Source organism: Crassaminicella profunda, assembly GCF_019884785.1.
Taxonomy (GTDB): Bacteria; Bacillota; Clostridia; order Peptostreptococcales; family Thermotaleaceae; genus Crassaminicella; species Crassaminicella profunda.
The window spans coordinates 256,684-271,780 of sequence record NZ_CP082326.1 but is presented as its reverse complement, the minus strand read 5'-3'; the positions used below and the strand labels follow the sequence as shown (position 1 = coordinate 271,780).

The window sequence follows — 15,097 nt, the reverse complement described above, 5'->3', positions numbered from 1 at the left end:
AAAGGACAGATTTTAATCTGTCCTTCATTTTACTTAAAATTTAAATCTATTTACATTCTTCATAAGCATTTTTGACAATTCTTTCGTTTTTTGCGCATGTTCATTCATTTCTTCTACAGAAGCTGCTTGTTCCTCTGTACTAGCAGAAACTTCTTCTGATGTGGCAGAAGCTTCTTCTGTTATAGCTGCAATATTCCCTATAGCTTCAATAATTTCATTTTTATGCTCTTCTATTTTTTGTGTATTTTCTCTTACCCCATCTAATTTATTCACTAAAATCACTAATGACTCTGCTGTCTTGCTAAAAATTTCTTCTGTCTTTTGGATAGATTCATTTTGTTCCCTTTGTGTATATTTCACATCTTCCATAGCAGATACAGCATTTTTTGATTTGTTTTGAATATTATCAATCATTTCTTTTATATCATTGGTAGCTTCCGATGTTTGTTCAGCTAATTTTCTAATTTCATCAGCTACAACAGCAAATCCTCTTCCAGCATCTCCTGCTCTTGCAGCTTCTATAGAAGCATTTAAAGCTAAAAGATTTGTCTGATTTGCAATATTATCAATCAGAGTAATGATGGTTTCTGTATTATTAGCATATTCATTTACCTGCTCTATAATTTCATTAATCTCTACAGCCTTTTCTGTGGTTCTTTCTGTCTTTTGGTTTAAAATCCCCATAATCTTTAATCCTTGTTCACTCAATTCATTGGAATCATTAGATAAATCAAATACTTCTCCAACAAGTTTAACCGTTTCTTGAATATTTTCTCCTAAATCATTTGTTTTAAAAGTCACTTGTTCTGCATCCTTTGCTTGTTCTGAAGAACTGATAGCAACCTGTTCAATTGCTTTAGCAATCTCATCTGTTGCTTGAGCAGATTGATCTACTATTTCAGCTAAACTTTCTGCTCTTTCATATACGGTATCAGAAGATGCTTTTACATTTTGCATCAGCTCTTTTATATTTTCCATCATATGATTATAGCTATTTGAAAGCTGTCCAAACTCATCTTTACTTTCAATATCTGATCCAGCCGTTAAATCTCCAGCTTCTGCCTTTTTCATAAGTTCCATGATTTTTTGGATAGATTTATTAATATTCTTTGTAATCCCTATAATCATCATAATAGAAATAAGTACAATCATTCCTATTAAAATTATATTTATAGTAAGATGCTGATTATAATCTTCTAATATTTTATTCTTTGGAACCAATGTTAAAATAGACCACGCTGTTTGTAAACTTTCAAAGTATAATGGTTCATAAGTAATTAAAGTTTCTTCATTTATTTCCTTTATATTTGTAAAATAGGAATCCCCTTTATTGTTTCTTATATTTTCTATGATTTTTCCACTAAAAAAACCTTCATCCATAAGATTTTTCATAATCATCTCTTGATCTAATCCACTAGCAATACAAGTACCTCCATCAGATACAAGCATCCCTATTCCATCTAAATGATTAATACTTTCTATCCCTGTAATTCTATCTTGTAAATAATCTAAACCAATATCAGCTGTTACAACTCCTAAAAACTCTCCATTTTTACTAATTACTGGATAAGCTATAGTAGTCATCAATACATCTTTTCCATTCACTGGATATATGTAGGGTTCTGTTAAAATAGGCTTCTTACTTTTCTTTGGTACTAAATACCAATCTCCATCCCCTTCCACGTCATATCCAACTAAAGGCTCTACGCCTATTTTCCCATTTTCATTCTTATATACATAAGGAAGGAATCTTCCATCACCATTACTTCCTAATTCTTCTCTATTTGTATATTCTAAATCCTTTTGATCAAAAGCATTAGGCTCCCACCCAGATCCATGAGCAATAATATTTTCATTGGTATCAAGACTTTTCCCTAGCATCTCAATAGCGACTTCTCTACTTAACTCCCCTTTTTCAGCAAGAATTCCCATCGTGTTAGCTAAATTCTCTACAGATTTTTCTACAAGTTTTATTTCTTTTAATACTTTTTCAGACTCTTTCTTAGAAGTTTCTACTACCATACTACTTGTTTTTGTCAAACTTGTCTGCTTCAGATCATTTAAAATATAAAAAACCATCACAGTAGATAAACAAAGGATTATACCTGCTAATAATGTAATCTTCATCCCTGTTTTTAAATCTTTAAATTTTTTCATCAATCTCATCCTTCCTTACAAGTTAATGCTACTCTAGCATGATGTATTTATACCCACACGTATCTATTTCTATCATTTTCGACATATTTTTTATGTTTCCTTCTGCTATTTTTTGTGAATTTTATCCAATTTCCTTTTCCCATGTTTTTTGAGTATATGCTTTTTTTATTTATAGCTATCCACCCTAACCATTTAAAACATACATTCTTTTATCATTTCAATAGATTAAGCTAAAATGATTTTATAGTATATTTTTTGTTTTGATATTGTTTATTTATATACATTAAGACTTTATCAAATATTTGTCAATTTATTTACAAAAAAGAACCCTCCTCTGAGAGCTCCTAAAAAATATTTACAACCTATTTGATTTAGCAATTTTATAATAAAAAATAAGATAGACATTTCTATATCACTCATTATATTTACACAAAACAGCTTTAATAGCTAAATAATCTACTTCCTTTGGGAGAACTTCTTTAATAGGTTTTAATTTTTCTGCTCCTATTTTTTTGATGGTTTTGATAATAAGAGATTCATACTCTTTCGGAATAAAATCATCTAAGTCCACATCAAATCCTTCTGTTGCACATCGTATAATATGGTTTTGAATGGTAAAGGGTGTCATTTCTCTGATCAATGCAATTTCCTTTAATGATTTCCCTTCTTTGTACAGGTTTAAAGTAACTATATGACTAGGTATTTTTTCTTCTTTTGATTCCTTTACTATTTTATGATCAAGTATTTTTACCTCCTTGATTTGATTCTCTTGTACATATTTTTTTATGGTATTTAAAAATTCATCTCCATATCTCTTAAACTTTTCCTCTCCAACCCCTTTAATATTAAGCATTGCTTCTTTGTCTATTGGATAAGCTTCACTCATTTGTCGAAGAGTACTATCTGCAAAAACAATATAAGGTGGTACCTTCTCTCTTGTTGAAATTTCCTTTCGTATTTTACGTAAAACTCCAAATAAAGAAGAATCTGTCACTGCTTTTTCTTTTATTTTTGGTATCTTTTGTAATACTCTTTCTCTATTTTTCAATACATCTATAGATTTCTTTGCTAATCTTACCATAGGATATTGTCCCTCCGTAAGATAAAGATACCTTTCTGCTATCAATATATTTGTCATATCTTTAATTTCTTTTTCCGTATATTCTTTCATAATTCCATAGGTAGATAACCGATCAAACCCAAAGCTTAAGACCTTTTTATTTTTAGAACCTTTTAAAACCTGTGCCACCAAAGAAGTTCCATACTTTTCCTTCATCCGATAGATACAAGAAAAAATCTTTTGTGCTTCTATAGTTATGTCTGTAAGTTCACTATCATCCTTACAATTACTACAATTTTCACAATTATTGCCTATATTTTCTTCTCCAAAATATGCTAGTATGTATTTTCTTAAACATTTTGTCGTATAACAATAATCCACCATCTCTTGAAGTTTTCTATACTCATTCCTTTTTCTTTCTAATGATAAAGGATTTTGCTCTAGTAAAAATTTCTGAAGTAAGACATCCTGAGCTCCAAACAATAAAATACATTCACTATGTTCCCCATCTCTACCTGCACGCCCTGCTTCCTGATAATAAGCTTCCATGTTTTTAGGGATATTATGATGAATGACATATCTTACGTTTGATTTATCAATTCCCATACCAAAAGCATTGGTAGCTACCATAATATGAAGATCATCATATATAAAGCTTTCTTGGCTTTTCTTTCTCTCATCACTATCAAGTCCTGCATGATATTTCCCCACAGCATACCCTTTTTTTCTTAAATTTTCATAGATATGTTCTACTTCTTTTCTTGTAGCTGCATAAATAATTCCTACTTCATCCTTATTTTCTTTTATATAATCAAGGATAAAATCTTCTTTGTTCATTCCTCTCCTAACAGAAAAAAATAAATTTTCACGATCAAAACCTGTCACATAGACATTTGGATTTTCAAAAGATAAAAGCTTTACAACATCCTCTTTCACTTCTTTTGTAGCTGTTGCAGTAAAAGCTGAAACAATAGGTCTATTGGGTAAGGTTTTAATAAGCGGTGCAATAGCCCCATAGCTTGGCCTAAAATCATGTCCCCACTGTGATACACAATGTGCTTCATCTACTGCTACTAAAGATATATGAAGACTCTTTAACAAATGACAAAAGTTTTCTGATTCCAATCTTTCCGGTGCAACATACAAAAGCTTATATAGGCCATTTTTAGCATGATCTATACGCTCTCTTACTTCTATTGCTGTTAATGAACTATTAATGTAGGTGCTGGGTATTCCTATATTTTCTAGTGCATCTACTTGATCCTTCATAAGAGAAATCAAAGGAGAAATAACAAGGGTTAATCCCTCTAATAAAAGAGCTGGTATTTGAAAACAAATAGACTTTCCTGCCCCAGTAGGCATAATCGCAAAGGTATCATTTCCTTTTAATATGCTCTTAATAATTTTTTCTTGTCCTGATCTAAAGGTTTCATATCCATAATATTTTTTTAATATCTTTTGTGCTTGTAGCATTATACTACCTCCAACCTTCCTACTAATGAATATTTATAGTATATCATTTATCTTTTAATTTATTACTTCAAGTTATGTATAATATAATTATAATATGATTTCATTTAAACTATTATTTTCATGGAGGTTCTATATGAAAAAATTACTCATTATTAGTTTAGGTCAAGTTACAGGATCTAATATCGCTAAACAATTAAATGATTTAATAGGAGATTTTGTTACTATTAAGTCCATACGAGTAACACAAATAGATGATTCAGCTATGGATTGTGACCTTATATTATTTACAAGTGATGTTGTGCAATCCGTTTGTATAAACAAAATAAATAAAGATATAGATTGTATCATAGCCAAGAGAGTCATTAATCATAAAAATATAGAAAGAATCATCTCTCTGCCTTATGATACAGAAGTTTTGCTTGTAAACGATGCTCAGAATTCTACTTTTGAAGCCATTCGACAACTTGAAGAAATTGGCGTTGATTATCTTAAATACTATCCAGTCTATCCTGGATATGAAAGCTATCCTAAAATCCCTATTGCTATCACTCCAGGAGAAACCCAGCTAATCCCAGATTTTGTTGAAGAAATCATGGATATAGGAACTAGAATACTAGATATCAGTACCATTTATGAAATTATATTAAGGCTTGATTTAAAAAAGTTTATCAACGAAAGCTTAACTACAAGGTATATAAAAGATATCGTTGAAATTTCTAAATCTATTGATGTAAATAGAAAAAAAATCAGACAATCAGAAAAACTTCTTCAAACCATTCTCAACACAGTAGAATCTGGAGTGGCTTATGTAAATGGATTAGGCAAGATCATAAGAGTGAATAAACAATTTGAAAATATATTGGGTGAAAATGAAAAGAATCTACTTCTAAAAGATATCTCTTCATTTTTACCTCATATAGATCTCAACGCATCCAACAATGCTATTATTACAAATATAAAAGAAAAAGAAGTATTGATCACCATTGAGCATATCTTCTTCAAAGACGATTTTGGATACGTTATTACTGTAGAATATACAGAAAAAATATCAAAGCTTGATCATAAAATCAGAAGAAATTATGTAAGTAAATTTACAACCAAGCTTTATACCTTTGATGACTATATTACCACCAATAAAGAAGTTAAAATGCTATTAAAAAGAGCAACCAAATTTTCAAAGACAGATGCTACTATTTTAATACAAGGAGAAAATGGAACAGGAAAAGAAATCATTGCCCAAGGAATCCATATGCATTCCTATAGAAACAAAAATGTTTTTATTCCTGTAAATATTGCAGCCATCACACCAAATTTACTTGAAAGTGAACTATTTGGATATGAAGAAGGGGCTTTTACAGGAGCTAAAAAAGGAGGAAAAGCTGGTCTTTTTGAAATCGCCAATGAAGGAACTATATTTATAGATGAGATTGGAGATGCTCCCTTGGATTTTCAAATAAAATTATTACGGGTTTTGCAAGAAAAGAGAATCAGAAGGGTTGGAGCAGTAGAAGAAATCCCTATCAATGTAAGAGTAATAGCCGCTACAAATAAAAACTTATTAGATCTTATAGATAAAGGTACATTTAGAGAAGATTTGTTCTTTAGACTGAATATCCTTCCCTTAAAAACAATTCCCTTAAGGAGAAGAAAAAAAGATATTCCTCACCTCTTAAAATATTTTATCAACATACATTTTAACAAAGAATACATTAAACCATTGCGTAATCTATTTGAAGAAGAAACCGTTGAATTTTTGAAAAATTATAAATGGCGAGGAAATGTAAGAGAACTTATGAACTTAGTAGAGTATCTATCTTTTATATATGAAGAAAAAAAATTTCAACTATCAGATTTACCCTATTATATGCTTGAACATATAGATCAAGAAGAAAAAATACATTTAGATCATCATGAACTCTGGGTTCTTGCAAATATTGATGAAAACGAAGGTATTGGACGAGGAAAACTAAGAATTCTAGCTGAAGCAGAAAAAATAGATTTAGGCGAAGGAAAAATAAGGAGAATCCTTAAAAATTTAAGACTAAAGCAGTTAATTGAAATAAGAGGAAATAAAAAAGGCTGTTGTATCACCAAAAAAGGAATTTCCATTTTAGAAAAACTAAAATAAACTTGGATAGATTTATCCTATGAATGGATAATAAAAACCTAAAAAAAGGTTTTTATTTTTTTACTCCTATTATTTTTTAAAAATAAATTGAATTTTATTTTTACTGGTAGAAATGAAGGAAACTTCTGAAAAATAAGGATTTTCACTTTAGTACTTTAAATCATTTCTCTTTTTTTAATCATATAATTGCAAAAGTTGGTATAAAACTTGCTTTATATATTCTCAATAAAAAAAGGAGGCGATATTTAATATGAAAGAAAGAAGTAAAAAGAAGCCTACACTGGTTCAGGCACTCATTCCTATTATTTTTATGATTTTAGCATTAGCAATTGGTTATGGGCATTTTAAATTTAGAACGGAACCACTGCTGATCCTTTCCGCTTTTGTTGCTGGAACAATCGCTATGGGATTAGGTTATACTTGGAAAGAAATGCAAGCAGCCATTATTGAAAAAATTGCACAAGCTCTTCCTGCAACACTTATTTTATGGAGTGTTGGATTCTTAATTGGTGCTTGGATGTTCAGTGGAACAGTACCTATGATTATTTATTATGGAGTTCAAATTGTAAACCCTAAATTTTTATTAGTTACAGCTTTTATCATTACAGCTGTAGTATCTACCGTTACAGGAACTTCATGGGGTTCAGCTGGAACTATAGGGGTTGCCCTTATGGGGATTGCAGGAGGACTTGGCGTTTCACTACCTGCTACAGCAGGAGCTATCGTCGCTGGTGCATATTTTGGAGATAAAATCTCTCCTTTATCAGACACTACAAATCTTGCGCCTATCGCTGCTGGTAGTGAACTTTACGAACACATCAAACACATGCTATACACAACTATACCTGCTACAATCGTGTCTTTAATCGTTTATTTCATCGTAGGACTCAAAGCATCTGGAAATGTGAATACACCTGAAACAGTAGGTGTCATGCTGAATCAATTAGATGCTATGTTTGATTGGAATATATTACTCATTTTACCTGTATTCCTTATCATTACAGGGTCTGTTAGAAAGTGGCCAACCATCCCTACTATGCTTGGAACAAGTCTTTTTTCTGTAGCTTTAGGTGTATTTGTTCAAGGATTTACTTTCCAAGATGGTTTCACTTCCCTTGTAAAAGGTTTTAATGTAACCATGACAGGTTTCGAAGGAGAAGCTATTTGGGAAGTAACTAGACTGATTAACCGTGGTGGCGTGGTTTCTGTTACTGGAACTACTGTACTTATTTTCTGTGCTATGGGATTCGCTGGAATCGTCAGCAGATCAGGTATGTTAGATATGGTTCTTCAAGCCATCATGTCAAAGGTAAAATCAACTGCTGGTATTGTTCTTTCTACAATCGCTTCATGTTTCACAGTAGCTTTTGTTACAGGAAGTTCTTATTTATCTATATTACTTCCAGGAGAATTATTTAAAGATGTTTTTGTTCAAAAGAATCTACATCCTAAAAATCTTTCAAGAACATTAGAAGACTCAGGAACCGTTTTAGTTCCACTTATACCTTGGTCAGCAGCAGGAGCCTATATGGCAGCTACTTTAGGAGTCCCAACTTTAGAGTATCTTCCTTGGGCGGTCCTTAACTACATGGGAATTGTATTTGCAATTATCCTTGCTTTAACAGGTATAGGCATTGCACCACTTGATCCTAATAAAAAAAATAATTAAAAAATATCATAAAAGGGGTAGACTTACATGTTATTAATAAAAAATGTTGAGATTTACGACCCAAAATACTTAGGGAAAAAAGATGTATTCATCGGTGGAGGAAAAATTTTATTAATAGAAGATGAAATTATTCTAAACAATGAAAAAGTAAAAATCATTGATGGTACAGGTAAAAAAATGGTACCAGGTTTTATCGATCAACATGTGCATATTACAGGTGGAGGTGGAGAAGGCAGCTTTAAAACAAGAGTTCCTGAAATCACTCTATCTAAACTTACAAAGGCAGGTATTACTACAGTAGTAGGTCTTTTAGGTACAGATGCTACTACAAGATGTGTTGAAAATGTTTTGGCAAAAGCTAAAGCTTTAAAAGAAGAAGGGATCACTGCCTTTATTCATACAGGTTCTTATGAGTATCCTACTAAAACTATTACTGGCTCTATTAAGAAGGATATTGTATTTATTGATGAAGTCATTGGCGTAAAGATCGCCCTTTCAGATCATCGGTCATCCAATATTAATGAACATGAACTTACTAAAGTAGCCTCTGATGTAAGAGTTTCAGGGATGATGTCAGGAAAATGTGGCATATTGGTCGTTCATATGGGGGATGGTCATAAAGGATTAGAACCTATCATGAATGTAGTTGAAAATACAGAAGTACCTATAAAGATTATCCGACCCACACACGTGAATAGAAATGAAAAATTATTAATGGAAGGTTTTGAATTTGCAAAAAAAGGTGGCATCATTGATTTAACCTGTGGCATCTATGAACATCTAGCACCTGGTAATGTTATTTTAAAAGCTAAAGAAGAAAATGTCCCTATAGAAAATATCACCATGAGTTCTGATGGATATGGTAGCTGGTCAAACTATGATGAGTTTGGAAATTTAACCCAAATTGGAGCATCTGAAGTAAATAGTATCTTCCATGAATTTAAAAAGATGGTTAACACACTAAACTTCAGTATTGAAGAAGCCCTTACTTACCTTACATCAAATGTTGCAAAAGCATTAAGTATTTATCCTAAAAAGGGAGTTCTTCAAGAAAATTCTGATGCAGACCTCCTGCTTCTTGATGAAAATCTAGATATTCATACGGTTATTGCAAATGGAAAAATTATGATTGATGAAAAGAAAGTCATTGTAAAAGGCACTTATGAATAGAAAAGCGACCTACACAGGTCGCTTTTCTATTCTCTGTTATTTTATATATAGTATATCTTACTATTCATTCCAAATAGCTTCTTAGGACATCCTCTCTTAAAGTTCTTCATAAACATTTACTTTAACTTTTGATATACTATTATTTATCATTAATAACCTAAATTTCAAAAACAAAGTTGAAGTTTTACATAAACTTCAACTTTAAATATAATTACCTATATAAAGTTTTCCTTTAACTTTAGCTTTAACTTTAACTTTATTCCACAAATCCATCGTAAATAGCTTGTACAGCTTTTTCAAAATCATTCGTTTCAACACCCACGATTATATTAATCTCACTAGAGCCTTGATCAATCATTCGGATATTAATATTATCTTCAGCTAAAGAAGCAAATAACTTAGCTGCAACCCCTCTTGTATATACCATTCCATGTCCAACAGTAGCAATAAGTGCCATATTTGGATACACCTCTATGGAATCAGGCTTACATTGTTCTCGTATTTCTTTTACAATTTTGTTTAACTTATTATCTAAATAGGCATCATCTATCACGATGGATATATTATCAATACCTGATGGAAGATGCTCAACAGGTACACTATTGACTTCTAAAATAGAAAGAATCCTTCTAACGAAACTAATATCTGCATTCATTCTATTTTTTTGAATAGCAATAACGGTAAAATCCTTTCTTCCTGCTATCCCTGTTATGGTATCAGAATGAATACTTTCTTTATCTCTTATAATCATGGTTCCTCTATTATCAGGTTCATTGGTATTTCTAACATTAATTGGAATTCCTGCTTCTCTAACAGGAAAAACAGCTTCTTCATGTAAAACAGTTGCACCCATGTAAGAAAGTTCTCTCAACTCTTGATAGGTGATTTTTTCAATTTGCTTTGGATTTTCTACTATACGTGGATCTGCCATCAAAAATCCAGAAACATCCGTCCAATTTTCATAAACTTTCGCCCCTACTGCCTGTGCCACAATAGAACCTGTAATATCAGAACCTCCTCTAGAAAAAGTTTTGATATCTCCATTAGCCATAGCTCCATAAAATCCTGGAATCACTGCACACTTATGTTCCATTAAACATTTTTCTACAAGTTCTTTTGTCTTCTCTGCATCTAAAGCACCAAATTCATCGAATAGAATCATATCCTTAGGATCTATAAAAGTATAATCCAATAAATTAGCTAAAATCAGTCCATTCAAATATTCTCCTCTACTGGCAGTATAATCTACCGATGCGCCTTTTGCTATTTTTTCCTTTATCTCCTCAAGATAAGGCTCTAATTCAATAGTTAAATTAAGTTCATCAACAATTCCCAAATATCGATCTCTAATCATATCAAACATTTGATCAAAAGGAACAGAATGCTGAACATGAGCATGACATAGATAAAGTAAATCTGTTATTTTATAATCTCCTCCATATCTCTTTCCAGGAGCTGATGGAACAATATAGCGCCTAGACTCATCTGCTAAGACAATATCTCTCACCTTTCTGAATTGGTTTGCATCTGCTACCGAAGATCCTCCAAATTTTGCTACTTTTATATCCATTTTTACATTTCCCCCTAATTTATAAATATCTCATGAAATTTTCATATTCAAAATTGAATATCTATCGACATTATTTGAATAAATATCAATATTATAAACTGAAAATTCTTTTAAGTCAATGTTTCTATATAAAACAATAAGCTAATAGCATTGCCATTAGCTTATTGTTTATTCAAATTTTCATCAATTACATTCCATATGTCTTCTGTCTCAAAACCTCTTCTCCAGCTTGCAATTCCTGCAAGATTATACTTGTTAATAAGATCTACTCTTGCTTTCATAGAGATTGCATCTTCTATCCATATTTTACGAACCTTATTATTTTCTACATACTCTACATAATTTTGGCCACTATTTTCATCCCATACTTTTGTAATATTCTCTTTTTTTAGGATTTCATTGATCGTTTTCATACTTGCAGACTTTGATTTTACAACCATTTTAGTTGGATCATCCTTCGATGGAGTTTCCGTCCATATTCTTGTATAAAAAGGCACTCCTAATAGTAACTTTTCTGATGGTACTTCTTCAAGTAAACCATTGATTATTTCTTCCACCCATCCAAGAGACGCTACAGATCCACTTACAGGGCTTGAACCCCAATGTTCATCATAAGCCATCAAAGCAACATAATCTACAGCTTGTCCTAAAGCAGCTCGATCATAGCATTGAGACCAATTTTCACTACCACCCTTTGCTGTCACATCCATAGAAACAACTAATCCATTCTCATGAAAAACACTACTTAATTCTCTTACAAACAAGACCAATTTTTCTTTATCCTTTAAAAAAATATTTTCAAAATCAATATTAATACCATCCATATTATTTTCTTTTATAAGCTTTAATACTTCATTGATTGCTTTTTCCCTTGCAATAGCATCTTTTAAAAATGTATTTGTTAAGTCAGGATCAAAATTATTTTTAAATAATGGCCATACCTTGTGGTCTCTATTTTTTGCCCAATCAATATAATCCTTACTGATCTTATGATTAATATTTCCTGCTGCATCTTTAAGACCTATCCATGTTGGTGATACAATATTTAATCCCTTCAATTCTCCAGTAGTGGCCTCTTTTGAAACTTTTTTGTAAACATATTCCCAAGTTAAATTAATTTTTTCATTTTCAGGCTTCCAGATAGGCTTATTTGTTACTTCTAATCCCATGCTTTCTTCTATATCTTTTACTTCTTCCTTTTGTACATATCCCACTTTTCCTCTAGGGGTTAGCACCTTTAACCAGTCTCCATCTTCCTTTAAAATATCAATTGTTTCATCTTCCTTTAATAAATCACTCTCCATAGCCCAAGTACCTTGCTCTATTCGTACATTCACATGATCCTTTGCTGCTTTTGCAGTTATTTTTTTCTCTAATTGATTTTCTAAAACAATAGATTTATCTTCTTGTGAAAATCTGATTTTTATCTTTAATAAATCTGCTAGTTGGTTAATAGGTATAAACACCTTTCCATTAATCATCTTCATAGGCGAGATATTATTTACCATCTGCTGATTCACTTTTACTTCTCTTTCTTGATAAAATCTTATGACCTTATTAGGACTTGTAATTACAGCAACTTGGTTATTTTCATCATAATCTACTAATAAGTTCAAATGATTGTTTAGAATATTTAAATCCATATAAACATTTTCATCTTCAACCTTTACAATTTCATCATAGTTTTCGTATTCAGTAATCTTTTCACTATCTTTAATAAGGATTCCTTCTTTATATTCCTTTGCTAACGAATAATGTTCTGAAAAAATAAATCCAAGTAACAGAATAAAGCAACCAATCATAATATAAATATCTTTCTTTCTCAATATATCCCGCCTTTCTTAAAGTTATATTCTTTATGTAGAAAATGGAAAATATGTTATCTCATACTACTATATTCCAAGTTTTCCATTAAAGCACGTAACCTCACCCATTTAGGGTGAGGCCTTTATTTTCTATCTTTAATTATACAATACCCTTACCATCTTTTTTATTATTTTTTTATTACAAATTCATCCTTCGATCTAGTAAATATCCTGTACTCATAAATAATAAACTAATCATACACATACTTATCATAAAATATTCGTTACTAATAGAATCTACAGCACATCCGTTAGCCGTAGTAATCTGTACTGAATAGGCGGTAGCACGATCTGCTAAATCTACTAATTTCCCTAGTATTTCACCTATAATAATAAAGCACACAAAAGATAATAATTTTCCATATTTAAAAACAGAAAATAAACTCTTTGCCAATACAGCTGAAAGATAAGTCATTAATAAAAATATGATATATCCTAATAAACAAGCTAGAAAAAACTTAAAAATCATAATAATCGCTTCGCTAGGGATATTCGCATCAATTTGCCACTCAGGAATTTTTCTTGAAAGGATTTTATAATCTATAAATGTTATTAATATCCCATATAATGAAAGTCCTAAACATTCTGCTATTACAGTGATGATTTTTCCTCCTAAAATTTTATATCCACTTAAAGGTGTAGTAAATAGTAAATAGCCTGTTTCTTTGAATAAACTATTATACATTCTACCTATATGGTCTACCATCAAAACAATTCCTGCTACAAAAATAACTATTGATGTAATTCCAAACACTCTAGGGTCAATATTTGTAGTTGAATTTGTTACAATATAAAAGTTAAGTAATGTTAATAAGATTATTCCTCCTAAGAAAAATTTCCAACGACTCATCCATTCATACTTCATTAATTTAAGCATCTTGATATACCTCCCTATACAATTCATCAATAGACATTCCCTTTTGAATTCTAAAATCTTCTGCATTTCCTGCTAATGCCACATTTCCCTTATCTATAAAGATCACTTCATCTAAAATTCTCTCCAATTCCTTCACTAAATGACTTGAAATAATCAATGTTTTTTCTTCGTCACAAGCATTTAAAATAGTCTCCATAATTTTTTCTCGAGATACTGGATCTATCCCATTCAATGGTTCATCTAAAATATATAATTTTGCATCCCTTGAAAGAACCAAGCTAAGCTTCAATCTTCCAAGCATTCCAGTAGACAAAGCTCCTACCTTTTGATCTTCATTTAGTCCCATAAAAGTAATGATTTCTTTTGCCTTTTCTTGATGAAAATCTTCAAACATATCATCAAAATACTTTATACATACTTTTATTTTCATCCATTTAGGAAGATGGTTACTTGTTGGCATATAAGAAATCATTTTCTTTGTTTCTGTGCCTATTCTCTTTTCCATCATATAAATTTCTCCACTAGTTGGCTGAAGTAGCCCTGCTATCATTTTCATCAAGGTTGTTTTTCCACTACCATTCGGTCCTAACAATCCGTATATTTTTCCTGTTTCTATAGTTATATTCAAACCATCTAAAGCTTTTTTCGTAATATATTTTTTCGTCACATTTTTCACTTCTAAAAGTTCCATTTCTACTCCTCCTTCATATATTCATTGATACTTTTTACAATTCCTTTATTTTCATAGCCTAACTCTTTCATTCCTTCTACAAAACTTTTAATCAATCCCTTTGCCATATCATCCTTTATTTTACTAATCATTTCCTCATCCTCCGTAACAAAAGATCCCTTTCCTCTTTGAGTAGATGTAATTCCTTCTCGCTCTAGTTCTTGATATACTCGCTGGATAGTATTCACATTTACCTTCAATTCACTTGCCATACTTCTTACAGAAGGAAGCTTTTCACCTTTTTTTAACTTTCCTAAGGTAATTTCTTTTTTTATTTTTTCAATGATTTGTAGATAAATAGGTATTCTTGTATCAAAATCCATTCACTCACCTCTTTTGTATTACTGTTATAGTTAAATAGTACACTATTGTTTTATGATTGTCAATCTTACTTTTTA

The 15,097-nt window shown here is 31.0% G+C and carries 10 protein-coding genes; 3 read left to right on the top strand and 7 right to left on the bottom strand.

Annotation, left to right across the window (positions count from 1 at the left end):
• Positions 1-33: 33 nt before the first annotated feature.
• Positions 34-2,157: a methyl-accepting chemotaxis protein gene (locus tag K7H06_RS01230; protein WP_223038170.1), complete on the bottom strand. Its 2,124-nt coding sequence runs from the start codon at positions 2,155-2,157 to the stop codon at positions 34-36.
• A 412-nt stretch (positions 2,158-2,569) separates the two neighbouring features.
• Positions 2,570-4,690: a DNA helicase RecQ gene (gene recQ, locus K7H06_RS01225; RefSeq protein ID WP_223038169.1), complete on the bottom strand. Its 2,121-nt coding sequence runs from the start codon at positions 4,688-4,690 to the stop codon at positions 2,570-2,572.
• A gap of 133 nt (positions 4,691-4,823) precedes the next feature.
• On the opposite strand from recQ, the gene K7H06_RS01220 reads away from it, so the two are divergent.
• From K7H06_RS01220 to iadA, 3 genes are all read left to right on the top strand, one after another.
• Positions 4,824-6,818 carry a sigma-54 interaction domain-containing protein gene (locus K7H06_RS01220; RefSeq protein WP_223038168.1) on the top strand — a complete coding sequence of 665 codons (1,995 nt, stop codon included), beginning with the start codon at positions 4,824-4,826 and terminating at the stop codon, positions 6,816-6,818.
• A 250-nt stretch (positions 6,819-7,068) separates the two neighbouring features.
• A complete protein-coding gene (gene nhaC / locus K7H06_RS01215; protein ID WP_343216804.1) occupies positions 7,069-8,487 on the top strand; it encodes a Na+/H+ antiporter NhaC in 1,419 nt (472 codons plus the stop codon).
• 27 nt (positions 8,488-8,514) lie between these two features.
• Complete coding sequence (gene iadA / locus K7H06_RS01210) at positions 8,515-9,657, top strand: beta-aspartyl-peptidase (RefSeq protein ID WP_223038167.1); 1,143 nt, start codon at positions 8,515-8,517, stop codon at positions 9,655-9,657.
• A 256-nt stretch (positions 9,658-9,913) separates the two neighbouring features.
• Here the strand turns inward: iadA and K7H06_RS01205 are convergent, their stop codons facing one another.
• From K7H06_RS01205 to K7H06_RS01185, 5 genes are all read right to left on the bottom strand, one after another.
• Positions 9,914-11,227 (bottom strand): aspartate kinase, encoded by a 1,314-nt coding sequence (locus tag K7H06_RS01205; protein ID WP_223038166.1) that lies wholly within the window; start codon positions 11,225-11,227, stop codon positions 9,914-9,916.
• Between the two features lie 161 nt (positions 11,228-11,388).
• Positions 11,389-13,053 carry a glycosyl hydrolase family 18 protein gene (locus K7H06_RS01200; RefSeq protein WP_223038165.1) on the bottom strand — a complete coding sequence of 555 codons (1,665 nt, stop codon included), beginning with the start codon at positions 13,051-13,053 and terminating at the stop codon, positions 11,389-11,391.
• A gap of 178 nt (positions 13,054-13,231) precedes the next feature.
• Positions 13,232-13,969, bottom strand: coding sequence for a hypothetical protein (locus K7H06_RS01195; protein ID WP_223038164.1), 738 nt, complete (start codon positions 13,967-13,969; stop codon positions 13,232-13,234).
• Positions 13,962-14,660, bottom strand: coding sequence for an ABC transporter ATP-binding protein (locus tag K7H06_RS01190; RefSeq protein ID WP_223038163.1), 699 nt, complete (start codon positions 14,658-14,660; stop codon positions 13,962-13,964). Before K7H06_RS01190 ends, K7H06_RS01195 begins: the two co-directional genes overlap by 8 nt.
• A gap of 2 nt (positions 14,661-14,662) precedes the next feature.
• The gene (locus K7H06_RS01185; protein ID WP_223038162.1) at positions 14,663-15,022 is read right to left on the bottom strand and encodes a GntR family transcriptional regulator; all 360 of its coding nucleotides are present in this window, start codon (positions 15,020-15,022) and stop codon (positions 14,663-14,665) included.
• Positions 15,023-15,097 lie beyond the last annotated feature (75 nt).

What these genes read in the sequence shown, in the direction of transcription:
- K7H06_RS01230 (WP_223038170.1), bottom strand. Translation starts at nt 2,157, where the DNA reads ATGAAAAAATTTAAAGATTTAAAAACAGGGATGAAGATTACATTATTA.
- recQ (WP_223038169.1), bottom strand. Translation starts at nt 4,690, where the DNA reads ATGCTACAAGCACAAAAGATATTAAAAAAATATTATGGATATGAAACC.
- K7H06_RS01220 (WP_223038168.1), top strand. Translation starts at nt 4,824, where the DNA reads ATGAAAAAATTACTCATTATTAGTTTAGGTCAAGTTACAGGATCTAAT.
- nhaC (WP_343216804.1), top strand. Translation starts at nt 7,069, where the DNA reads ATGAAAGAAAGAAGTAAAAAGAAGCCTACACTGGTTCAGGCACTCATT.
- iadA (WP_223038167.1), top strand. Translation starts at nt 8,515, where the DNA reads ATGTTATTAATAAAAAATGTTGAGATTTACGACCCAAAATACTTAGGG.
- K7H06_RS01205 (WP_223038166.1), bottom strand. Translation starts at nt 11,227, where the DNA reads ATGGATATAAAAGTAGCAAAATTTGGAGGATCTTCGGTAGCAGATGCA.
- K7H06_RS01195 (WP_223038164.1), bottom strand. Translation starts at nt 13,969, where the DNA reads ATGCTTAAATTAATGAAGTATGAATGGATGAGTCGTTGGAAATTTTTC.
- K7H06_RS01190 (WP_223038163.1), bottom strand. Translation starts at nt 14,660, where the DNA reads ATGGAACTTTTAGAAGTGAAAAATGTGACGAAAAAATATATTACGAAA.
- K7H06_RS01185 (WP_223038162.1), bottom strand. Translation starts at nt 15,022, where the DNA reads ATGGATTTTGATACAAGAATACCTATTTATCTACAAATCATTGAAAAA.